The sequence below is a fragment of the Pseudomonas sp. OTU5201 genome (genome assembly GCF_038440135.1).
Classification (GTDB): Bacteria; Pseudomonadota; Gammaproteobacteria; order Pseudomonadales; family Pseudomonadaceae; genus Metapseudomonas; species Metapseudomonas resinovorans.
This window is the reverse complement of the sequence record NZ_JASATC010000009.1, coordinates 1-21,172: the sequence shown is the minus strand read 5'-3', so window position 1 is coordinate 21,172 and position 21,172 is coordinate 1. Positions and strand designations below refer to the sequence as shown.

The 21,172-nt window shown below is 63.2% G+C and carries 18 protein-coding genes and 1 pseudogene; 9 read left to right on the top strand and 10 right to left on the bottom strand.

Translation table 11 applies throughout. The features are described from left to right. Positions 1–34: 34 nt before the first annotated feature. The 4 genes from AAHM40_RS07660 to AAHM40_RS07645 all read right to left on the bottom strand — a co-directional run bounded on the left by AAHM40_RS07660 (position 35) and on the right by AAHM40_RS07645 (position 5,389). Complete coding sequence (locus AAHM40_RS07660) at positions 35–2,884, bottom strand: valine--tRNA ligase (RefSeq protein ID WP_342244114.1); 2,850 nt, start codon at positions 2,882–2,884, stop codon at positions 35–37. 120 nt (positions 2,885–3,004) lie between these two features. Continuing rightward, positions 3,005–3,478: a DNA polymerase III subunit chi gene (locus tag AAHM40_RS07655; protein ID WP_342244113.1), complete on the bottom strand. Its 474-nt coding sequence runs from the start codon at positions 3,476–3,478 to the stop codon at positions 3,005–3,007. Between the two features lie 10 nt (positions 3,479–3,488). Next, on the bottom strand, positions 3,489–3,905 hold the full coding sequence (locus AAHM40_RS07650; RefSeq protein WP_342244112.1) for a DNA polymerase III subunit chi: 417 nt from the start codon (positions 3,903–3,905) through the stop codon (positions 3,489–3,491). Next, positions 3,902–5,389 (bottom strand): leucyl aminopeptidase, encoded by a 1,488-nt coding sequence (locus AAHM40_RS07645; RefSeq protein ID WP_342244111.1) that lies wholly within the window; start codon positions 5,387–5,389, stop codon positions 3,902–3,904. The genes AAHM40_RS07650 and AAHM40_RS07645 overlap by 4 nt, the downstream gene beginning before the upstream one ends. A 142-nt stretch (positions 5,390–5,531) precedes the next feature. Here AAHM40_RS07645 and lptF point away from each other — a divergent pair, with 142 nt between their 5' ends. Further along, positions 5,532–6,653 (top strand): LPS export ABC transporter permease LptF, encoded by a 1,122-nt coding sequence (gene lptF / locus AAHM40_RS07640; RefSeq protein WP_342244110.1) that lies wholly within the window; start codon positions 5,532–5,534, stop codon positions 6,651–6,653. Beyond that, positions 6,646–7,707, top strand: coding sequence for an LPS export ABC transporter permease LptG (gene lptG, locus AAHM40_RS07635; protein ID WP_342244109.1), 1,062 nt, complete (start codon positions 6,646–6,648; stop codon positions 7,705–7,707). The genes lptF and lptG overlap by 8 nt, the downstream gene beginning before the upstream one ends. A 59-nt stretch (positions 7,708–7,766) precedes the next feature. Here lptG and AAHM40_RS07630 read toward each other — a convergent pair whose 3' ends face one another. Next, entirely contained in the window at positions 7,767–8,525 is a 759-nt protein-coding gene (locus AAHM40_RS07630) for an SDR family oxidoreductase (RefSeq protein ID WP_342244108.1), read from the bottom strand. Positions 8,526–8,629: 104 nt separating this feature from the next. On the opposite strand from AAHM40_RS07630, the gene AAHM40_RS07625 reads away from it, so the two are divergent. The 6 genes from AAHM40_RS07625 to AAHM40_RS07600 all read left to right on the top strand — a co-directional run bounded on the left by AAHM40_RS07625 (position 8,630) and on the right by AAHM40_RS07600 (position 14,214). Continuing rightward, positions 8,630–9,361, top strand: coding sequence for a HugZ family pyridoxamine 5'-phosphate oxidase (locus AAHM40_RS07625; RefSeq protein ID WP_342244107.1), 732 nt, complete (start codon positions 8,630–8,632; stop codon positions 9,359–9,361). Positions 9,362–9,427: 66 nt separating this feature from the next. Further along, positions 9,428–9,880 carry an FxsA family protein gene (locus AAHM40_RS07620; protein ID WP_342244106.1) on the top strand — a complete coding sequence of 151 codons (453 nt, stop codon included), beginning with the start codon at positions 9,428–9,430 and terminating at the stop codon, positions 9,878–9,880. A 195-nt stretch (positions 9,881–10,075) separates the two neighbouring features. After that, positions 10,076–10,369: a co-chaperone GroES gene (locus AAHM40_RS07615; protein ID WP_028628402.1), complete on the top strand. Its 294-nt coding sequence runs from the start codon at positions 10,076–10,078 to the stop codon at positions 10,367–10,369. A gap of 49 nt (positions 10,370–10,418) precedes the next feature. After that, positions 10,419–12,059: a chaperonin GroEL gene (gene groL, locus AAHM40_RS07610; protein ID WP_342244105.1), complete on the top strand. Its 1,641-nt coding sequence runs from the start codon at positions 10,419–10,421 to the stop codon at positions 12,057–12,059. Between the two features lie 192 nt (positions 12,060–12,251). Further along, the gene (locus tag AAHM40_RS07605; RefSeq protein WP_342244104.1) at positions 12,252–12,935 is read left to right on the top strand and encodes a response regulator transcription factor; all 684 of its coding nucleotides are present in this window, start codon (positions 12,252–12,254) and stop codon (positions 12,933–12,935) included. Continuing rightward, positions 12,925–14,214 carry a sensor histidine kinase gene (locus AAHM40_RS07600; RefSeq protein ID WP_342244103.1) on the top strand — a complete coding sequence of 430 codons (1,290 nt, stop codon included), beginning with the start codon at positions 12,925–12,927 and terminating at the stop codon, positions 14,212–14,214. The genes AAHM40_RS07605 and AAHM40_RS07600 overlap by 11 nt, the downstream gene beginning before the upstream one ends. Here the strand turns inward: AAHM40_RS07600 and AAHM40_RS07595 are convergent. Next, entirely contained in the window at positions 14,186–14,341 is a 156-nt protein-coding gene (locus AAHM40_RS07595; RefSeq protein ID WP_342244102.1) for a hypothetical protein, read from the bottom strand. The genes AAHM40_RS07600 and AAHM40_RS07595 overlap by 29 nt on opposite strands. Before the next feature lie 217 nt (positions 14,342–14,558). On the opposite strand from AAHM40_RS07595, the gene AAHM40_RS07590 reads away from it, so the two are divergent. Continuing rightward, on the top strand, positions 14,559–14,783 hold the full coding sequence (locus AAHM40_RS07590) for a hypothetical protein (RefSeq protein ID WP_028628722.1): 225 nt from the start codon (positions 14,559–14,561) through the stop codon (positions 14,781–14,783). Positions 14,784–14,839: 56 nt separating this feature from the next. Here AAHM40_RS07590 and AAHM40_RS07585 read toward each other — a convergent pair whose 3' ends face one another. From AAHM40_RS07585 to AAHM40_RS27210, 4 genes and pseudogenes are all read right to left on the bottom strand, one after another. Further along, a complete protein-coding gene (locus AAHM40_RS07585) occupies positions 14,840–17,893 on the bottom strand; it encodes a multidrug efflux RND transporter permease subunit (RefSeq protein WP_342244101.1) in 3,054 nt (1,017 codons plus the stop codon). Between the two features lie 26 nt (positions 17,894–17,919). Beyond that, positions 17,920–19,071, bottom strand: a complete 1,152-nt coding sequence (locus AAHM40_RS07580) for an efflux RND transporter periplasmic adaptor subunit (protein ID WP_342244100.1) — start codon at positions 19,069–19,071, stop codon at positions 17,920–17,922. Positions 19,072–19,314: 243 nt separating this feature from the next. Further along, complete coding sequence (locus tag AAHM40_RS27215; RefSeq protein ID WP_446731546.1) at positions 19,315–20,019, bottom strand: methyl-accepting chemotaxis protein; 705 nt, start codon at positions 20,017–20,019, stop codon at positions 19,315–19,317. 228 nt (positions 20,020–20,247) lie between these two features. After that, positions 20,248–20,358, bottom strand: a pseudogene (locus tag AAHM40_RS27210) (hypothetical protein); the annotation flags it as partial. Positions 20,359–21,172 lie beyond the last annotated feature (814 nt).

Here is a 21,172-nt window from a genome sequence, read left to right as displayed (position 1 = left end):
TGAACGAGGCCCGCAATAGCGGGCCTCGTTGGGATTACAGGCTGGCGATTCGGCCGCGTTGTTCGGTCAGGTTGGCCAGGGCCTGTTCGGCCTCGGCCAGCTTGGCGCGCTCCTTCTCGATCACCTCGGGCGGGGCCTTGGCGACGAAGCCTTCGTTGCCCAGCTTGCCGCCGACACGCTTCACTTCGCCGTCCAGGCGCTGGATTTCCTTGTCCAGGCGGGCGAGTTCCGCGTCCTTGTCGATCAGGCCGGCCATGGGCACCAGCACCTGCATGTCACCCACCAGGGCGGTCGCGGACATCGGTGCTTCTTCGCCGGCGGCCAGTACGCGGATGGTTTCCAGCTTGGCCAGCTTCTTCAGCAGTGGCTCGTTTTCGGTCAGGCGACGACGGTCTTCATCGTTGGCGTTGGCCAGCAGCAGGTCGATGCGCTTGGCCATGGAGATGTTCATTTCGCCGCGGATCTGTCGAACACCGAGCATCAGCGCCTTGACCCACTCGATGTCGCCTTCGGCGGCAGCGTCGATGCGCTCTTCCGCGGCCACCGGCCAGGGTTGCAGCATCAGGGTGTCGCCGCTCTTTCCTGCTTGGCCCTTGATGCGCTGCCAGATTTCTTCGGTGATGAAGGGCATGAACGGATGCGCCAGGCGCAGGGCCACTTCCAGCACGCGGATCAGGGTGCGGCGGGTGCCGCGCTGGCGCTCGATGGGGGCGTTCTCGTCCCACAGCACCGGCTTGACCAGCTCCAGGTACCAGGCGCAGTACTGGTCCCAGATGAACTCGTAGAGGGTCTGGGCGGCCAGGTCGAAGCGGAAGGCATCGAGGTGTCGGGTCACTTCGGCTTCGGTACGTTGCAGGGCGGAGATGATCCAGCGGTCGACCGAGGACAGCTCGACGGGCTCGCCATTCACGCCGGTGTCCTGGCCATCGGTGTTCTCGATGACGAAGTTGGCGGCGTTCCACAACTTGTTGCAGAAGTTGCGGTAGCCCTCGACGCGGCCCATGTCGAACTTGACGTCACGGCCGGTGGAGGCCAGCGAGAGGAAGGTGAAGCGCAGGGCATCGGTGCCGTAGCTGTTGATCCCTTCGGGGAACTCGGCCTTGGTCTGCTTGGCGATCTTCTCGGCCAGCTTGGGCTGCATCATGCCGCTGGTACGTTTTTCCAACAGGGTGTCGAGATCGATGCCGTCGACGATGTCCAGCGGGTCCAGGACATTGCCCTTTGACTTGGACATCTTGTGGCCCTGGGAGTCGCGTACCAGGCCATGCACGTACACGGTCTTGAACGGAACCTGCGGGGTGCCGTCCTCGTTCTTCACCAGGTGCATGGTCAGCATGATCATCCGGGCGACCCAGAAGAAGATGATGTCGAAGCCGGTGACCAGCACATTGGTGGGGTGGAAGGTCTTGAGGAACTCGGTCTGTTCCGGCCAGCCCAAGGTGGAGAAGGTCCACAGGCCGGAGCTGAACCAGGTGTCCAGGACGTCTTCGTCCTGACGCAGGGCGATGTCGCCCAGGTTGTGCTTGGCGCGAACCTCGGTCTCGTCGCGGCCGACGTAGACGTTGCCGGCTTCGTCGTACCAGGCGGGGATGCGGTGGCCCCACCAGAGCTGGCGGCTGATGCACCAGTCCTGGATGTCACGCATCCAGGAGAAGTACATGTTTTCGTACTGTTTGGGCACGAATTGGATGCGGCCATCTTCCACGGCAGCGATGGCAGGTTCCGCCAGCGGTTTGGTGGAGACGTACCACTGGTCGGTCAGCCAGGGTTCGATGACGGTGCCGGAGCGGTCGCCCTTGGGCACTTTCAGCGCGTGGTCTTCGATCTTTTCCAGCAAGCCGAGTTGCTCGAAGGCCTCGACGATGCGCTTGCGTGCGTCGAAGCGGTCCAGGCCGGCGTATTGCGCGGGCAGGCTGCCGTCGAGATGGTCGTTGACGCTGCCGTCAAGGTTGAACACCTGGGCGGTGGCGAGTACCGCGGCGTCCTTGTCGAAGATGTTGATCAGCGGCAGGTTGTGGCGCTTGCCGACTTCATAGTCGTTGAAGTCGTGGGCCGGGGTGATCTTCACGCAACCGGTGCCGAACTCGGGATCGCAGTACTCGTCGGCGATGATCGGGATGCGGCGGCCCACCAGGGGCAGCTCGACGAAGGTACCGATCAGGTTCTTGTAGCGCTCGTCTTCCGGGTGCACGGCAACGGCGCTGTCGCCCAACATGGTTTCCGGACGGGTGGTGGCGACGATCAGGTAACCCTTGCCGTCGGCAGTCTTGTGACCGTCGGCCAGCGGGTAGCGCAGGTTCCAGAGGCTGCCCTTCTCGTCATGGTTTTCCACTTCGAGGTCGGAGATGGCGGTGTGGAACTTGGTGTCCCAGTTGACCAGGCGCTTGCCGCGGTAGATCAGGCCATCTTCATGCAGGCGCACGAAGGCTTCCTTGACCGCCTCGGACAGGCCGTCGTCCATGGTGAAACGCTCGCGCGTCCAGTCCACGGATGAGCCGAGACGACGGATCTGGCGGGTGATGGTGCCGCCGGACTGTTCCTTCCATTCCCAGACCTTGTCGAGGAACTTCTCGCGACCGAGGTCATGGCGGCTGACGCCCTGGGCAGCGAGCTGGCGCTCAACCACCATCTGGGTGGCGATGCCGGCATGGTCGGTGCCGGGCTGCCACAGGGTGTTGCGACCCTGCATGCGGCGGAAGCGGATCAGGGCGTCCATGATGGCGTTGTTGAAGCCATGACCCATGTGCAGGCTGCCGGTCACGTTCGGCGGCGGGATCATGATGGTGTACGGGTCGCCGGAACCTTGCGGGGCGAAGTAGTTGTTCTTCTCCCAGGTCTGGTACCAGGAAGTTTCGATGGCGTGGGGCTGGTAGGTCTTGTCCATGGTTCGGCAGGGACCCTAGAGGCAACTGAACGGGAAAACCGGAGAGTATAGCGGCAACGGGCCGTCGAAAGAATTGGCGCGCGTCGCAGGCGGCGCCCGGTCGTTACCGGGCGCGGTGGATCACTGCCGGCGCGGGGGCAGCAGGCGAGTCAGGCGGGCTTCGAGGCGGCGTTTGAGCTCGGCCTCGATCTGCGGCACGAAATCGTCGATCACGTCCTGCAGGATCAGTTGTGCGGCGGCGCGCAGTTCGCTGTCCAGGCGTGCCAGTTCCGGGTTGCCCGCCGGCGTCATGCGCTGGCGGATGGCTTCGGCCATGGGCAGCGTAGGTGCGGGCTCCGCTGCTGGGACCGCCGTGGCTGCGGGAAGCGGTGCGACGGTGGGCTCCTGGACCAGGGGCTGCAGTGGAGCCAATGGCGCCACGGGGGCCGGGGCGGGCTCGACTATTTCTGAGAGCAGCGGAATGCCGTCAGCGTCCAGTGTGTCCGTGAGCAAGGGCGGTTCAGCGCCGTTGGGCTCGTCGCCGAGCAGGGCACGGATGGATTCGAGGTCGTCCAGCAGGTGTGCCGGCTTGGGGGGGAGCTTGGGGGTGTCCATGGGAATACGGCTAGAGTTCGACTCGTTTCGGATCATAGCCCCGCTGCCGGTAGGTGCGGAAATTCTCCCGGCAGGCGGCAAGCAGGTCGGGCTCCTGATTGACGATCTCGATGACCCGACTGAAACGTTCGACGTGGGGGGAAATGGTCGCGGAGAGGTTGATCAGCAGGCCTTGCTGGACGGAAGGTTCCTCGTCCAGGGCCAGGACTACCGGAGCGTTGGCATCGTCGTCGATGAGGCTATGGGGAATGAAGCTTTCGGCGCGAAAGCGCCAGAGCAGCGCGTCCAGTTCATCACGCTGGGCGGCGTCGGTGCAGCGTAGCAGGACCGGCAACCCGTGGCGCCAGCCCTTGGCGGCCAACTGGCAGGCCGCACGCAGGCGGTCTGCCGGATTGGCTGAAGAGAGCACGTAGAACTCTACTCTCACTTGATGCGATCCAGCAGGTACTGGGTGAGCAGGGGCACCGGACGGCCAGTGGCACCCTTATCCTTACCGCCGCTGACCCAGGCGGTGCCCGCGATATCCAGGTGCGCCCAGTGGTACTTCTTGGCAAAGCGCGACAGGAAGCAGCCTGCGGTGATGGTGCCGGCCTTCGGGCCGCCGATGTTGGCGATGTCGGCGAAGGGGCTGTCCAACTGCTCCTGGTACTCGTCGAAAAGCGGCAATTGCCAGGCACGGTCGTCGGCGTATTCGCCGGCCTTGAGGATCTGCTTGATCAGCCCGTCGTTGTTACCCATCAGGCCCGAGGTGTTGCTGCCCAGGGCGACGATGCAGGCGCCGGTGAGGGTGGCGATATCGATCACCGCTTGCGGATTGAAACGCTCGGCGTAGGTCAGCGTGTCACACAGCACCAGGCGGCCTTCGGCATCAGTGTTGAGGATCTCGACGGTCTGGCCGCTCATGGTGGTGACGATGTCGCCCGGACGAGTGGCGCCGCCGCTGGGCATGTTCTCGGCGCAGGCCAGAAGGCCCACCAGGTTGATCGGCAGTTGCAGTTCCAGCACGGCGCGGAAGGTGCCGAGCACACTGGCCGCGCCGCACATGTCGTACTTCATCTCGTCCATGCCGGCAGCCGGCTTGATGCTGATGCCGCCGGTGTCGAAAGTGATGCCCTTGCCCACCAGGGCGAAGGGTTTGTCTTCCTTCTTGCCGCCCTGGTAGTTGAGCACGATCATTCGCGGCGGTTGCTCGCTGCCCTGGGCCACGGCGAGGAAGGCACCGGCGCCGAGCGCCTTGAGCTTTTTCTCGTCGAGCACTTCGACCTTGAGGTTCTTGTGGGCCTTGACCAGGGCTTTGGCTTCCTCGGCGATGAAGCTGGGATGGCACAGGTTCGGCGGCAGGTTGCCAAGATCACGGGTGAAGGCCATGCCGTTGGCGATTGCCTGGGCGTGCAGGCTGCCGCGCTCGACCTCAGCCTGTTCGGCCTTTTCCACCAGCAGGATGATTTTTTTCAGGGCCTTGGGGTCTGCTTTCTGGCTCTTGAAACGGTCGAAGACGTAGCCGCCATCGGCGAGGGTTTCCACCATCAGGCGGGCCTTGCCATAGGCGTCGCGACCTTTCACGGCCAGCTCACCCAGGGCCAGGGTGGCCTCGCTGCCGCCCAGGCTCTTCAGCACGCCGTTCGCTGCAGCGATCATTTTGCGGAACTGGCGGTCAGAGAGCTCGCGCTCCTTGCCGCAGCCGACCAGCAGCACGCGCTCGGCCTTGAGGTTGGGGAGGCTGTGCAGGAGCAGGGTCTGGCCGACCTTGCCGGCCAGGTCGCCACGTTTGAGGAGGGCGGTGATGGCGCCGTCGGCAGCTGCGTCGATGGCTTTGGCTGCGTCGCCCAGCTTGCGCCCTTCGCCGACTGCGACGACCAGCGTGGCGGTTTTCAGAGTTTCCAGACGGGCGCTTTTGACGAGGAATTCCATGACATGTGTCCCCAAGACAAAGAGCCGGTATTAACGGATAATGCCGGCTATTTTTTCAGTGGCCCGTCTTTGCGGCGGGCTGGCCATAAAGCGGCTAGTTTGAGCGTAGCCGCCTGAGCCTGACAACCCTGGAGTGTCTGGTTTGATTGTCTTCCGTTATCTCTCCCGCGAGGTGCTGGTCACCCTGAGTGCGGTCAGTGCCGTGCTGCTGGTGATCATCATGAGCGGCCGCTTCATCAAGTACCTGGCACAGGCCGCGCAAGGGGCCCTGGACCCCGGCGTACTGTTCCTGATCATGGGTTTCCGGATTCCCGGCTTTCTTCAACTGATCCTGCCCCTGGGATTGTTCCTTGGCTTCCTGCTGGCCTATGGCCGGCTCTACCTCGAAAGTGAAATGACTGTGCTCAGCGCCACCGGCATGAGCCAACAGCGGTTGATGGTCTACAGCCTGGCGCCGGCACTGCTGGTGGCCCTGATCGTGGCTTGGCTGAGCCTGGGTCTGGCGCCTCAGGGCGTCGGCCAGGTGGCGCGAATTCTCAATGAGCAGGATGCCCTGACCGAACTCGATACCCTGGTCCCCGGGCGTTTCCAGGCGCTCAAGGGTGGGGGACGGGTGACCTATACCGAAACCCTGTCCTCCGATCGCGGCGAGTTGGGTGGTGTGTTCATCTCCGAGAAGCGGATATCGCGCCAAGACGGCAAGGACCGCGGTATCGGCGTGCTGGTGGCGGAGAAGGGCCACCAGGAGATCCAACCTGATGGCAGTCGTTACCTGATCCTCAAGAACGGCTACCGCTATGACGGCAACCCGGGCAAGGCGGATTACCGGATCATCCAGTACGAAACCTACGGTGTGTTGCTGCCCAAACCGGAAATCAGCTCCGAGATTGGCGAGCGTGAAGCGGTGCCTACGTCCGAGCTGATCGGTAGCAATGATCCTCGCTTCCAGGCGGAGCTGCAGTGGCGTCTATCGATTCCGCTGCTGGTATTCGTGGTCACGCTGTTGGCGGTTCCCTTGTCCAAGGTCAATCCGCGCCAGGGGCGCTTCCTCAAGTTGCTTCCGGCGATCCTGCTGTATATGGCGTACCTGTCCCTGCTGATTGCTGCGCGCGGCCAGTTGGACAAGGGGCGCATTCCCATGGCCATCGGTCTTTGGTGGGTGCATGGATTGTTCATCGCGGTCGGCCTGCTGTTGTTGTACTGGGAGCCACTGCGACTGAAGTGGGCGGCTCGTCGTGATGCCCGAGAGGTGGCCCATGGTTAGGTTGGATCGTTACATCGGCACCAGTGTGTTCTTCGGCATCCTCGCGGTGCTGGGGGTCATCGTCAGCCTTGCGGCCTTGTTCGCCTTCATCGATGAGCTGGGTGACATTGGCGGGGACTACGATGTGTTCGCTGCCGCCTGGTACGTCTTCCTCACCCTGCCGCGCCGGATCTACGAGATGTTGCCGATGGCAGCGCTGATCGGCAGCCTGATAGGACTGGGTTCCCTGGCCAGCAGCAGCGAGCTGACGGTGATGCGTGCCGCGGGTGTCTCAATCGGCCGAATTGTCTGGGCGGTGATGAAGCCCATGCTGGTGCTGATGGTGGTGGGCGTATTGATTGGCGAGTACGCAGCCCCCTGGAGCGAAAACCTGGCCCAGGCCAATCGGTCCCTGGCGCAGGGCGGTGGTGACGCGCAGAGCTCCAAGCGCGGCCTCTGGCACCGTCAGGGCGAAGAATTCGTCCACATCAACGCCGTGCAGCCCAATGGAGTGCTCTATGGCGTGACCCGCTACCGCTTTGATGGTGAGCGCCACATGCAGTCCGCCAGCTTTGCCAAGCGCGCACTGTTCCAGGGCGACCACTGGCAGTTGGAAGATGTGTCCACTACCCATTTTCGTGGCGATCGCACGGAGGTGGTCAACAACGTCACTGAACGCTGGGATGTGGAGCTCAAGCCGGAGCTGCTCGGCACCGTGGTGATGGAGCCTGAAGCACTGTCGATCTCCGGCCTGTGGCGCTATACCCACTATCTGGCGGAGCAGGGGCTTAACAACGGACGCTACTGGTTGGCGTTCTGGACCAAGGTGCTGCAACCCCTGGTCACCGCTGCACTGGTATTGATGGCGATTTCCTTCATTTTCGGCCCGTTGCGCTCCGTCACTCTCGGCCAGCGAGTGTTTACCGGCGTGGTGATTGGCTTCGTGGTTCGAATCAGCCAGGACCTGCTCGGGCCGTCGAGCCTGGTGTTTGGCTTCTCGCCGCTGGTCGCTGTGCTGGTGCCGGCGGGTATCTGCGCGCTGGCAGGCTTCTGGCTTCTGCGGCGCGCGGGCTGACAAACCGCCGAAGCAAACAAAAAGCCCCGCATCGCGGGGCTTTCTGTTTGAGCGGGGTCTTACAGGCGCAGACCGCCGTCCAGTTCCAGGACGCGACCGGTGTAGTAGTCGTTTTCCAGGATATAGGCTACCGAATGGGCGATTTCCATCGGCTTGCCCAGGCGGCGGAGCGGAATGCCGGAGGTCATCTTCTCCAGGGCTTCCGGCTTCATGCTGGCGACCATGTCGGTCTCGATGAAGCCCGGTGCCACGCCAGCTACGCGGATGCCGTAGCGGGCCAGCTCCTTCGCCCAGACCACGGTGTCGGCGGCGACACCGGCCTTGGCCGCGGAGTAGTTGGCCTGGCCCATGTTGCCGGCGCGGGAAATGGACGAGATGTTGATGATTGCGCCTTCGTTCTTCAACTCAATCATCTTGGCGGCGACTTCGCGGGTGCAGAGGAAGACACCGGTCAGGTTTACGTCGATGACTGACTGCCACTGGGCCAGGCTCATCTTGGTCATTTCGCCGTCCTTGACCTTGATGGTCAGGCCGTCGCGCAGGATGCCGGCGTTGTTCACCAGGCCGTTGATGGCGCCGAAGTCCTCGGCGACCTGGGCGACCATGTGGGTCACTTGCTCTTCGTTGGCCACGTTGCAGAGGTAGGCACGGGCATCACCGCCGGCGGCCTTGCAGGCCGCAACGGCGTCATCCAGTTTTTCCTGGTTCAGGTCCACCAGGGCCAGTTTTGCGCCCTTCGCCGCCAGGTACTCACCCATGGCGCGGCCGAGGCCCTGGCAACCACCGGTAATGATGATGACCTTGTCTTTGAGTTGCATGAAAATCCCCTCGAATAACAGTCGCTTTGCCCCCGCTGGCGCCGGTAAACCGCTATTCTGGGCGCTCGTCCGTTTTCGACGGATTCTCTGCGAGGAGTCATAAGGTGAGCGTGAAAGCTGCAAAGCATGCACGAGAAATGCTGCTCAAGGAATACCAAGGGGTGCTGTCCACCCATTCCAAGGCCATGCCTGGCTTCCCTTTCGGATCAGTGGTGCCTTACTGCCTGGACGCCGCAGGCCGACCGCTGATCCTCATCAGCCGTATCGCCCAGCACACCCATAACCTGCAGAAGGACGCCAAGTGCTCGCTGCTGGTGGGCGAACGCGGCGCCGCCGACGTCCAGGCCGCCGGGCGCCTGACCCTGCTGGCCGAAGCACGGCAGATCAGCGAGCAGGCCGAGGTGGAAGCCGCGGCGACTCGCTACTACCGCTACTTCCCGCAGGCCGCGGACTATCACCGCACCCACGATTTCGATTTCTGGCGCCTCGAGCCGGTGCGCGCCCGCTTCATCGGCGGATTCGGCGCTATCCACTGGGTGGATCAACTGGTGCTGGCCAATGCCTTCGCCGGGGCAGCCGAGATCAGCATGCTGGAGCACATGAACAGCGACCACGCCAATGCCATCGCTCACTACGTGGAGCTGGCCTGCTTGCCGTCGGAACCCGTTGCGGAGATGGTCGGGATCGACTCTGAAGGATTCCACCTACGCATCGGTCAGACGCTTCACTGGCTGCCCTTCCCAACATCCTGTAACAACCCAGGTGCGGTCCGGCAGGCCTTGGTGCAGCTGGCTCGCGCCGAAGTCTGGCCGACCAGCGGAGAGGCGGTGGCTTGAATTGGGCGGGCGGTGGCTTCATCTAGCGGATTATCGGAAGCTGTTCTTCCGCCAAGGAAACTCGTGATGCGCGCTTTTCTCTTTCTGTTCCTGCTCTTTCCGCTGATCGAACTGGCTGTACTGATCCAGGTCGGCAGCGTGATTGGCGTCCTGCCCACCCTGCTACTGGTGGTCGGCACCGCCGTGCTCGGTAGCGTGCTGCTGCGGGTGGCCGGCGTTGCCACTGCCTGGCGTGCCCGTGAACGTCTGGCCCGCGGCGAAGTGCCTGAGCAGGAAATGCTTGAGGGCCTGCTGATTGCCGTCGGCGGTGGCCTGCTGCTGTTGCCGGGTTTCATCAGCGACATCTTCGGCCTGCTCTGCCTGATTCCCTTCACTCGTCGCCTGTTCATCCGCAACCTGCGCCAGCGCGCCGCCGCCCAGGCCATGCACCAGCGCGCCTTCGCCGATGACATGGCCGCCCGTAGCGGCCAGGTGCGTCCCAACGTTATCGAAGGCGAGTACGAGCGTCGCGACCAATAAAGTGCATTTTTTTTGCGCGTCGCCCTTGAAATGCCTCCAGGCGCCCCTATGTATCCGTCACCGCAAGGTTCCTGCTGATCGGCAGGTCTGAATTCAGCGGCGCGCCTGTCGCGCTGCACCCGGCCCCGCCGGACATTACCAACCCACCGGTGTTCGCACCGGTCGATGTCACAACACTATTGGGAGAGATCGACAATGAAGCTTCGTCCTCTGCATGACCGCGTCGTCATTCGTCGCAGCGAAGAAGAGACCAAAACCGCTGGCGGCATCGTGCTGCCGGGCTCGGCTGCCGAGAAGCCGAACCGTGGCGAAGTCGTCGCTGTAGGCACCGGTCGCCTGCTGGACAACGGCGAAGTGCGTCCGCTGGCCGTCAAGGTCGGTGACCAAGTGGTGTTTGGCCCGTACTCGGGCAGCAACACCATCAAGGTTGATGGCGAAGAACTGCTGGTGATGGGCGAGAGCGAAATCCTCGCCGTCGTCGAAGCCTGAGTTCCGCAAATCTCCGCATAAAACATCAAAGAATTGAGGATCAATCAACATGGCTGCTAAAGAAGTCAAATTCGGCGATTCCGCCCGCAAGAAAATGCTGGTCGGCGTAAACGTACTGGCCGATGCCGTTAAAGCGACCCTCGGCCCGAAAGGCCGTAACGTTGTTCTGGACAAATCCTTCGGCGCTCCGACCATCACCAAGGATGGCGTTTCCGTTGCCAAGGAAATCGAGCTGAAAGACAAGTTCGAAAACATGGGCGCCCAACTGGTGAAAGACGTGGCCTCCAAGGCCAACGACGCTGCCGGTGACGGCACCACCACCGCTACCGTTCTGGCTCAGGCCATCGTCAACGAAGGCCTGAAGGCCGTCGCTGCCGGCATGAACCCGATGGACCTGAAGCGCGGCATCGACAAGGCCACCATCGCCATCGTTGCCCAGCTGAAAGAGCTGGCCAAGCCCTGCGCCGACACCAAGGCCATCGCCCAGGTAGGCACCATCTCCGCCAACTCCGATGAGTCCATCGGCAACATCATTGCCGAAGCCATGGAGAAAGTGGGCAAGGAAGGCGTGATCACCGTTGAAGAAGGCTCGGGCCTGGAAAACGAACTGTCCGTCGTAGAAGGCATGCAGTTCGACCGCGGCTACCTGTCCCCCTACTTCATCAACAAGCCGGACACCATGGTCGCCGAACTCGACGGCCCGCTGATCCTGCTGGTGGACAAGAAGATCTCCAACATCCGCGAAATGCTGCCGGTCCTGGAAGCAGTCGCCAAAGCCGGCCGCCCGCTGCTGATCGTCGCTGAAGACGTTGAAGGCGAAGCCCTGGCTACCCTGGTTGTGAACAACATGCGTGGCATCGTCAAAGTCGCGGCCGTCAAGGCTCCGGGCTTCGGCGACCGCCGCAAGGCCATGCTGCAGGACATCGCCATCCTGACCGGCGGCACCGTGATTTCCGAAGAAGTCGGCCTGTCCCTGGAAAGCGCTGCCCTCGAGCACCTGGGTAACGCCAAGCGCGTTGTCCTGAGCAAGGAAAACACCACCATCATCGACGGCGCTGGCGCTCAGGTTGACATCGAAGCCCGCGTTGCCCAGATCCGCAAGCAAGTCGAAGAAACCACTTCTGACTACGACAAGGAAAAACTGCAAGAGCGTCTGGCCAAGCTGGCCGGCGGTGTTGCCGTGATCAAGGTCGGCGCGGCTACCGAAGTCGAGATGAAAGAGAAGAAAGCCCGCGTTGAAGACGCCCTGCACGCGACCCGTGCTGCCGTCGAAGAAGGCGTGGTTCCTGGCGGTGGCGTTGCCCTGGTACGTGCCCTGCAGGCCATCGAAGGCCTGAAAGGCGACAACGAAGACCAGAACGTCGGTATCGCCCTGCTGCGTCGCGCTGTCGAAGCGCCGCTGCGCCAGATCGTCGCCAACTCCGGCGACGAGCCGAGCGTGGTGGTCGACAAGGTCAAGCAAGGTTCCGGCAACTACGGCTTCAACGCCGCTACCGGCGTGTACGGCGACATGATCGAGATGGGCATCCTCGATCCGGCCAAGGTCACCCGTTCGGCTCTGCAAGCCGCTGCCTCCATCGGCGGCCTGATGGTCACCACCGAGGCCATGGTTGCCGAAGTGGCTGACGACAAGGCCGGCCCGGCCATGCCTGACATGGGCGGCATGGGCGGCATGGGCGGCATGATGTAAGCCACCCGGCCATCCGGTCCGAAGAAGCCCCGCCCCGTGCGGGGCTTTTTCTTGCTCGGAGAAATGTACCGACAGGTCGGGATGGGTATGATCCAGCGACACCTGAACGATCGGAACTCCAGCCGGATTGCCGGTCAAAGGTGCGTTGCCTGGCAACTGGCCGTCAGTGGGTTGATGAATGGAGTTGAGCCGATGCGGATCCTGCTAGTCGAAGACAACCACGACATCCTGGCCAACATGGCCGATTTCCTCGAGCTCAGGGGCTACAGCGTCGATTGCGCGCGTGACGGCCTGTCCGGCCTGCACCTGGCCAGCAGCGAACACTACGACCTGATCGTGCTGGACATCATGTTGCCGGGGCTGGACGGCTACAACCTTTGCCGCCGCCTGCGCGAGGAGGCGCGACGTGACACGCCGGTGATCATGCTCACGGCCCGCGACGCCCTGGACGACCGCCTGCAGGGCTTCAAGTCCGGGGCCGACGACTACCTGCTGAAACCCTTCGCCCTGTCCGAACTGGCCGCCCGCATCGAGGCGGTGCTGCGCCGCTCCCAGGGCGGCGGCAAGCGCAGCCTGCAGGTGGCCGACCTGTGCTACGACCTCGACACCCTGGAAGTCAGCCGCGCGGGCAAACCGCTCAAACTCAACCCCATCGGTCTCAAGCTGCTCGCCGTGCTGATGCAGAAGAGTCCCCACCTGGTGCGCCGCGAGGCGCTGGAAGAAGCCCTCTGGGGCGACGACTGTCCCGACAGCGACGCCCTGCGCAGCCATATCCACCAGCTGCGCCAGGTAATCGACAAGCCGTTCGGCAAGCCGCTGTTGCACACCCTGCACGGGCTGGGCTATCGCCTGGCGGAGTCCGCAGATGGAGTTTAAGCAGAGCCTGGCACGGCGGATTCTCATCGCCTTCGTGCTGATGACCACCCTGGTGGGCGGCACCTTCGCGGTGGGCATCATTGAGGTCGTGCACCTGATCGAGGAGCAACTGATCTCCCGCGATCTGAACAACGAACTCAACCGGGTCCTCACCCAGAACATCGCCAAGGGCAGGGCGCCAAGCCTGGACAGCGATACCCGCTTCTACAGCAGCGATGGCCCCGCGCCCTACTTCATTCCCGAGGACCTGGGCCAACTGCAGCCGGGCTTCCATGAAGTGTTCGAAGACGAGAACTCCTACCACGCGCTGGTTCGCGAGCTCGGCGGGCGCCGCTACGTGATGTTGCAGGACCAGAGCGAATTCGAAGCGCGCGAACAGGTGCTCTATCGGGTGGTGATGGTCGGCTTCGGCCTCAGCGTGGTGCTGGCCCTGCTGCTCGGCTGGGTGTTGGCGCGCAAGGTGATCGAGCCCGTGGTGCGTCTGGCCCGGCAGGTGCGCCATCGCGACCAGTTGCTGGGCATGGCGCCGCCCCTGGCGCCGGACTACGCCGCCGACGAGGTGGGCCAGTTGGCCCAGGCTTTCGACGACACCCTGGGCCGCTTGCACGAGGTGCTCAATCGCGAGCGGCTGTTCACCAGCGACGTCAGCCATGAACTGCGTACCCCGCTCATGGTGCTGGCCAGCTCATGCGAGCTGCTGGCGGACAACCCCAATCTCGACCCGCGCGGCCGCGCCCAGGTGCAGCGGATCGCTCGCGCCACCGAGGAGATGCGCGACCTGGTGCAGACCTTCCTGATGCTCGCGCGTTCCCAGCACGACGAAGCTCGCCTGGCGCCCCGGGCGAGCCTGCGCAGCGTGGCCGATGACCTGGCCAACCAGTGGCGCGACCCCATTGAGAGCAAGGGACTGTGTTTCGAGTACCAGCCTGGCGATCCCCAGGAACAACGCTACAACGCGTCCTTCCTGCGTTCGGTACTGGGCAACCTGCTGCGCAACGCCCTGCACTACACCGACAGCGGCAGCATTCGCCTGGTGCTGGGGGAGGGCGGATTCGTGGTGGAAGACAGCGGCGTCGGCATTCCGGAAGAGGACCGCGAGGCCATGTTCCGTCCCTTCGTGCGCGGCGCGGCGCGGCGTGGCGACGGCCTGGGGTTGGGGCTGTCCCTGGTGCAACGCATCTGCGACAACCAGGGCTGGACGGTCAGCCTGAGCGCGGTGGAGCCTACCGGTTGCCGCTTCCAGGTGGAGCTCAAGCGGCATCCCGACGTTGCACCTTGACGCTTTTTTCACCGGGATTTGACCATTTTCTGACCAAGGCGGGGGCAAGCTGGGTATCGTCATTACGACCAGCCGTGCGTTTTTCCATTGCTTCCGGATGCGCGCCGGCGACCTCGTTCTGCAACATTTGCCAGCTAACCTCCGCTGCCTGCATCCGGGAGGCGGGGGAGGGTGACAGGCCAAAAATGGCCCCGCCGGACCCGGTGCCGACTGTCGATCAAACAAGCGATTTCCCGCCAGATGTGGCAGTTTAGGCGCCGTTCGTCACTGGATGAGGCGGAAGAGCAGATACTGATCTAGGGTAATGAAGCAGCGTTTGGCAGCGCTATCAAGGGGTTGCGATCATGAAGTTAGAAGTCACGCGAGCTTTGTTCCTCGTCGGCGCCTTGGGGGTGGCCTCCCTGGCGGTGGCTGCCTGGCATGAACCTACACCCTCAGTGGTTAGCGTCAACGGGTTGGGTTACTGCCCATTGCCGCCTAACGCGCGCCTGAAAGCGCAGGTGCAACCCGACGAGAATCTACTGCTGTTCATGGTCGGTCTGTCGCAGGGACTGCGTAGTCAGGAGTGAGGCAGGATTCATAAAAAACCCCGCGAAGCGGGGTTTTTTGTTCATGGCCTCATGGCTCAGTGACTGGTCGACGGCTGGCCTTCCGGCTGCAGTTCTTTTTTCGCCAGTAGTGTGTAGACGCAAGGCAGGACGAACAGCGTGAACAGCGTACCGATGGACATACCGGTGGCGATGACCAGGCCGATGTCGAAGCGGCTGACCGCACCGGCGCCGGTGGCGAGGATCAGCGGCACCATGCCGAACACCATGGCGGCTGTCGTCATCAGTACCGGGCGCAGGCGGATGGCGGCGGCTTCCTCCACCGCTTCACGGGCCGTCAGGCCTTTCTCGCGGCGCAACTGGTTGGCGAACTCCACGATCAGGATGCCGTGCTTGCTGATCAGACCGATCAGGGTCACCAGGCCCACCTGGGTGTAGATGTTCATGCTGGATACGCCGAGGAACAGCGGGATCAACGCACCGCAGATGGACAGCGGCACCGTCACCAGGATGACCAGCGGGTCGCGGAAGCTCTCGAACTGCGCGGCCAGCACCAGGAAAATGATCGCCAGGGCCAGTGCGAAGGTGACGTAGAGCGCACTGCCTTCCTGCACGTATTGGCGCGAGGCCCCGGCATAGTCGAAGCCGTAACCGCGCGGCCCTTCTTCGCGGGCGATCTGCGTCACGGTGTCGATGGCTTCGCCCATGCTCACCAGCGGGAAACCTTCGATGACTGCCGAGTTGAGCTGCTGGAACTGCTTCAGACGGGTCGGCCGGGCGCTGTCATGCACACTGATCAAGGTCGACAGGGGCACCATCGCGCCGCTTTCGCTCTTCACGTAGTAGTTGCTCAGCCAGCCCGGGTTGTCGCGGTAGGCACGTTCCACCTGGGCGATCACCTTGTAGCTTCGGCCGTCGATGGTGAAGCGATTGATCTCGCCTTCTCCCAGCAGGATGGCCAGGGTCGAGCCCAGGTCTTCCATGGACACACCCATTTGCGCGGCCTTGGCGCGGTCGATGTCCACCACCACTTCCGGTTTGTCGAACGCCAGGTCGACGTTGAGGAAGGCGAACTTGCCCGACTCCATTGCGCGCGCCTTGATGCGTTCGGTCACCTGCAGCAGCGACTCGTAGTCGTTGGGGGTGTTGATCACGAACTGGAACGGCAGGCCTTCTCCGGTGCCTGGCAGCGACGGCAAGTTGAAACCGAAGATCTGCAGGCCGGGGATCTGGTTGAGCTTGGCCTGCACCTCGTGGAGCAGCTCCATCTGGGTGCGCTCGCGGTCATCCCAGGGTTTCAGCAGGAACCCGCCAATGCCCGACTGCACACCATCGAAGCCGTTGATCTGGAACGACGAGTAGTACTCGGGGAACGCCTTGAAAATCTCGACGAACTTGCCGGTGTAGGCATTCAGATAGTCCAGGTTGGTCGGTTGTGGCGCCTTGGCCATGATGAAGACGATGCCCTGGTCTTCGTCGGGAGCCAGTTCGCTCTTAGTGAACTTCAGCAGGACCGGGATCAGGCACAGCACGATCACCGCGAACACCACCACCACCGGGCGGGTGTTCAGGGTGACGTGCAGGGCGCTCTGATAACGCCGCTTGAGGCGGTCGAAGATCATGTCCAGCTTGTGCGCCAGGCCTGACGGATTCTCATCGTGGCGCAAGAGCTTGGAGCACATCATCGGCGACAGGGTCAGGGCGACGATGCCGGAGATGATCACTGCGCCCGCCAGGGTCAGGGCGAACTCTCGGAACAATGCGCCGGTCAGGCCTTCTAGGAAACCAATGGGCGCATACACCGCCGCCAGGGTGATGGTCATGGACACCACCGGCACAGCGATCTCTCGGGCACCCTCGATGGCAGCGTCGAACGGCGTCTTGCCCTCCTCGATGTGCCGGTGGATGTTCTCCACCACCACGATGGCGTCGTCCACCACCAGGCCGATGGCAAGCACCATGGCCAGTAGGGTCAGCAGGTTAATGGAGTACCCCATCAACTGCATGAAGAAGAGCACGCCGATCATCGACAGCGGGATGGTGATCACCGGGATCAGCACCGAGCGGAACGCACCGAGGAACAGGAAGACGACCACGATCACGATCAGTACCGCTTCGCCCAGAGTTTTCACCACTTCGTCGATGGAGGCCTGGATGAAACGGGTGGCGTCGTAGGCGATGGACACCTTGAGGTTCGGCGGCAGCTGGGACTCGAGCTCCGGCATGATGGCGCGCACGTGCTTGATCACGTCCAGCGGGTTGGCGCTGGGAGTGCCCTTGATGCCGATGTAGACCGAAGGAATGCCGTCGAACGAGCTGATGGAGTCGTAGTTCTCCGCGCCCATCTCCACCCGTGCGATGTCGCGTACCAGCACGCGGCTGTCACCCACCGTTTTCACTGGGATGGCGCCGAAGGCTTCCGGTGACTTGAGGTCGGTGGTGGCGTTGATGCTGGTCACCACGTACTGGCCCTTCACTTCGCCTGCGGCGGAGAGGAAGTTGTACTTGCGCACGGCGTCGCTGACGTTGTTGGCAGTGATGCCGTAGGCTGCCATCCGGACCGGGTCCAGCCACAGGCGCATGGCGAAGACCTGGTTTCCCAGGATTTCCGCCTCGGCCATGCCGGGCAGGGTGGCCAGCTTGGGCTGGATCACCCGCGAGAGGTAGTCGGTGATCTGCGGGTTGGACAGCTGGTCGCTGTAGAAACTGATGTACATCAGCGCCGTCGAGTCAGCCGCTTCCTTGGACAGCACCGGGTCTTCGGCGTCCTGGGGCAGCTGGTTCTTCACCTCGTTGGCCTTGGCCAGCAGTTCGGTGAAGAGGCGGTCGGAGTTGGCGCCGATGCGGGCGTAGATCTGGATGACCGACATGTTCTGCTGGCTCGACGACGTCATGTAGTCGATGCCTTCGGCACTGGCCAGGCTCTGCTGCAGCGGCTGGGTGATGTATCCCTGGATGGTCTCGGCGTTGGCGCCCGGGTAGGCGGTGGTCACCGTGATCAGGGCGTTCTCCATTTGCGGGTACTGGCGGATCACCAGCTTGCTGAAGGCTTGGAAGCCCAGCAGCACGATCAGCAGGCTGACCACGGTCGCCAGTACCGGGCGACGGATGAAAGGATCTGTGAAAGCCATGTTCCGTTCCTTCGCGCGCGTGCGTGTCACTGGGCGCGGGCTTGATTTTCCGGTTTGGTGGCCAGAGTCTGGTCAGGGACGATGGCGACGTGGGAACCGTTGTCCAGCTTGAGCTGGCCGGAGGTCACCACCTGCTCGCCAGCCTGGAGGCCCTTGAGGACCACGACCTTGCCATCGCGGTGTTCGCCCGTTTCGACGAAGCGGCGTTCCACCACCAACTGAGGCTGGCCATCCTGACCTTTCTCGGGCTGGCCCTCGGCATTCTTCTTCTCGTCGATCACGTACACCGAGTTGCCATAGAGGGTGTAGGTGATGGCGCTTTCCGACACCACCACGCGCTCCTGGTCGCCGGGCAGCAGTACTTCCAGGTTGGCGAACATGCCCGGCAGCAGCTTGCCGTCGGGGTTCTGCAACATGGCGCGCACCTGCAGGTTGCGGGTGGTTTCCTCTACCTTGGGGTTGAGCGCGGCGATGTCGCCTTCGAAGAACTCGCCCGGGAAGGCGGCAACGCTGATGCGTACCTTCTGGCCGACCTTCAGCAATGGTGCGGACTGTTCCGGTAGGAAGAAGTCGACGAAGAGGGTGTTGAGGTCCTGCAGGGTGGCGATGGTGGTGCCGGAGGAGAGGAAGTCGCCCACATCAACCTGGCGGATGCCGATGGTGCCGGAGAAGGGCGCGATGATGCGTTTCTTGTCCAGCAGCGCCCTGAGCTGGGCGACCTTTCCGGTGGCGGCCTGGAGTTCCGAGGAAAGGCGGTCGAACTCGCTCTTGGAGATGTTCTGCCGGCTGACCAGGCTGCGGCCGCGTGCGAACTCGACGCGGGCCAGGGACAACTCGGCCTCGGCGGTAGCCAGGCTGGCGCGCTCCACGTCGCTGTCCATCTGGATCAGCGGTTGGCCCAGCTTGACCTTCTCGCCGGAGAGGAAGAGTACGTCCTGGACGGTGCCGCTGGCCTCAACTGTGAGATCGACGCCCTGGAAGGCCTTCAAAGAGCCGATGGCGGGCAGGCGGCTCTGCCAGGGCTGCTCGACGGCGTTCTCGGCCGAGACGCTGATGGGGGGCTGAGGCGCAGAGAACTGCTGGACCTGCTGGTAGATCGAGAAGCCTTTGTAGGCGGCGAGGGCGAGGACCACGAGGGCAACTACGCCCAGCATGATGAGCATGCGGCGGAGCAACATATTCCGGTTCCTTGGCAGGGAAAAAGTGGCCTGGGAATTGGCGAGGCAAGCACCTTAGTACCAGACTTAGACCAAGTCAAAGACAAGAAATTGCAGAACATTGCTTTCGGGGGAATAGTCGATCTCTGGCAAAGATGATCGACGGAGATCGCGAAGTTTTACGACATTTCCTCTAGCGGAAACCTAGCAGTTTCTGATCTGTGGGCCAAGTCCGGGGCGGCACCTCCCTGTGCCGCCTGTCGGTCAGGCGCGCAAGCGCGCGGTGAGCTGGTTGAGGTCGCCGGAAAGACCATGCAGGTGCTGGCTGGCACCTTGGGTGCGCTGCACGTTTTCCTGGTTTGTGGTGGCGATGGCGGTGATCTCGGTGAGGTTGCGCGAGATGTCCTCGGCCACCGAGGTCTGCTCCTCCGCGGCGGTAGCGATCTGCCGGTTCATGTCACGGATGGCTTCCACCGCATCGGTGATGCGTTGCAGCATCGCCCCGGCTTCGGTGACCTGGGCGACGCTCTCCTCGCTGCGGTTCTGGCCGTTCTCGATGGCGCGCACGGCGTTGAGGGCGCCGGTCTGAACCGTATCGATGATCTGGTGGATCTCTGCAGTGGATTCGGCAGTGCGCTGGGCCAGGGTGCGTACTTCATCCGCAACCACCGCGAATCCCCGGCCCTGGTCGCCGGCGCGGGCGGCTTCGATGGCGGCATTGAGGGCCAGCAGGTTGGTCTGTTCGGCGATGCCGCGAATCACTTCCAGCACCTTGCCGATGCGGCCACTGTCGCTTTCCAGGCGACGGATGACGTCGGCGGTGTTGGCGATTTCGCTGCGCATGCCGGTGATGCTGTGGATGGTCGCCTGCATTACCGAGCCTCCCTGCTGCGCCGAATGGTCGGCCTGGTCCGCGGCGCCGGCCGCTTCGGCGGCATGGCGTGCCACTTCCTGGGCGGTGGCGGACATCTCGTGCATGGCTGTGGCGACCTGGTCGGTGCGCGAGAACTGCTCGCGGGTGCCCTCGGCCATCAGGCTGGCGATGGCATTGAGCTCTCCGCTGGCGTTGTCCAGTTGCGTAGTGCTCTGCTTGAGGCGATTGAACGTGTCGGCGAGGAAGTCGCGCAGGGTGTTGGCGGCGACAGCCAGCCGGCCGAGTTCATCCTGGCGGCTGGCATCCACGCGCTGGCCGAAGTTGCCCTGGCTGAGTTGGGCGATGTGTTCGATCAGCGAGCTGATGGGGGCGATCAGGTTGCGGTTGATCAGCCAGAGGCTGAACAGTCCGATGCCCAGGCTCGACAGCAGCATCACCACGATGCCCAGGTTCACGGTGCTGTCGGCGCTGGCGCTGATGGCTTCGGATTGCTGGGTGCCGCGGGCATGCAATTCGGCCACCAGTGCGCTCATCTGTTCGCTGGCGGCGCGGTCGATCCCCTTGACCGCGTTGTCCCCGGCTATCGGGTCGGCGCCAGCGGCGATGAAGGCATCCCGGCCCTTGCGGTAGGCGATACCGAGGTTGCGGTGTTCATTGCGCAGGCTCTCCACCTTGGCCTTCAAGGCGCTGTCCTCGAGGCCTTGGGCCTTGTCCAGCAGCTTGCCCAGGAGAGCCTGGACCTTGGCTTCCTGACCTTCGAACTGGCTCCAGTACTTGTTCAGGCTCTCCTGCTCCTTGCCGCGCAGGAGCACGTTCTTCCACTCCTGGACCTGCACCTTGAACTCGAGGTTGGCCTCATCCACCAGGCTTGAAGCCTCCAGCGTGCCGTCCACCAGTCCGCGATAGGACTGGATGCCGCCGGAGAGGAAGTGGATACACGACAGGGCGATCAGCAGGAGCAGCAGCAGGCTGCCGCCGAGCAGGGTGAGGTTCTGGCCACGCAAGGAGCGTTGCAGAGACATGGTATTGCGCCTCTTGGAACAGGAAAGGAGATGTGGGCTCTCTACCAGACGAATGTTGCAGTTGTGCGATCGCCGGAAGGGCGCGTTTGGGCACGTCGGGCAGGCATTCACTTAGTCGGCACGGCGAGTTGCCGCTGAAGGGCGCAATCAGGGAATTTGTGGGGTACGAAAGTGCCAGGAAACCAGGCGTGGCGTGGGTTTCCGCTCTGAGATCAAGGGGCGAAGA

Coding starts and splice junctions, on each gene's coding strand:
- AAHM40_RS07590 (WP_028628722.1), top strand. CDS start 14,559: ATGAAGTTAGAAGTCACGCGAGCTTTGTTCCTCGTCGGCGCCTTGGGG.
- AAHM40_RS07595 (WP_342244102.1), bottom strand. CDS start 14,341: ATGTTGCAGAACGAGGTCGCCGGCGCGCATCCGGAAGCAATGGAAAAA.
- AAHM40_RS07585 (WP_342244101.1), bottom strand. CDS start 17,893: ATGGCTTTCACAGATCCTTTCATCCGTCGCCCGGTACTGGCGACCGTG.
- lptG (WP_342244109.1), top strand. CDS start 6,646: ATGGTTAGGTTGGATCGTTACATCGGCACCAGTGTGTTCTTCGGCATC.
- AAHM40_RS07660 (WP_342244114.1), bottom strand. CDS start 2,884: ATGGACAAGACCTACCAGCCCCACGCCATCGAAACTTCCTGGTACCAG.
- AAHM40_RS07645 (WP_342244111.1), bottom strand. CDS start 5,389: ATGGAATTCCTCGTCAAAAGCGCCCGTCTGGAAACTCTGAAAACCGCC.
- AAHM40_RS07620 (WP_342244106.1), top strand. CDS start 9,428: ATGCGCGCTTTTCTCTTTCTGTTCCTGCTCTTTCCGCTGATCGAACTG.
- AAHM40_RS27215 (WP_446731546.1), bottom strand. CDS start 20,019: ATGTCCGCCACCGCCCAGGAAGTGGCACGCCATGCCGCCGAAGCGGCC.
- AAHM40_RS07655 (WP_342244113.1), bottom strand. CDS start 3,478: ATGGACACCCCCAAGCTCCCCCCCAAGCCGGCACACCTGCTGGACGAC.
- AAHM40_RS07580 (WP_342244100.1), bottom strand. CDS start 19,071: ATGTTGCTCCGCCGCATGCTCATCATGCTGGGCGTAGTTGCCCTCGTG.
- AAHM40_RS07600 (WP_342244103.1), top strand. CDS start 12,925: ATGGAGTTTAAGCAGAGCCTGGCACGGCGGATTCTCATCGCCTTCGTG.
- AAHM40_RS07615 (WP_028628402.1), top strand. CDS start 10,076: ATGAAGCTTCGTCCTCTGCATGACCGCGTCGTCATTCGTCGCAGCGAA.
- groL (WP_342244105.1), top strand. CDS start 10,419: ATGGCTGCTAAAGAAGTCAAATTCGGCGATTCCGCCCGCAAGAAAATG.
- AAHM40_RS07605 (WP_342244104.1), top strand. CDS start 12,252: ATGCGGATCCTGCTAGTCGAAGACAACCACGACATCCTGGCCAACATG.
- AAHM40_RS07630 (WP_342244108.1), bottom strand. CDS start 8,525: ATGCAACTCAAAGACAAGGTCATCATCATTACCGGTGGTTGCCAGGGC.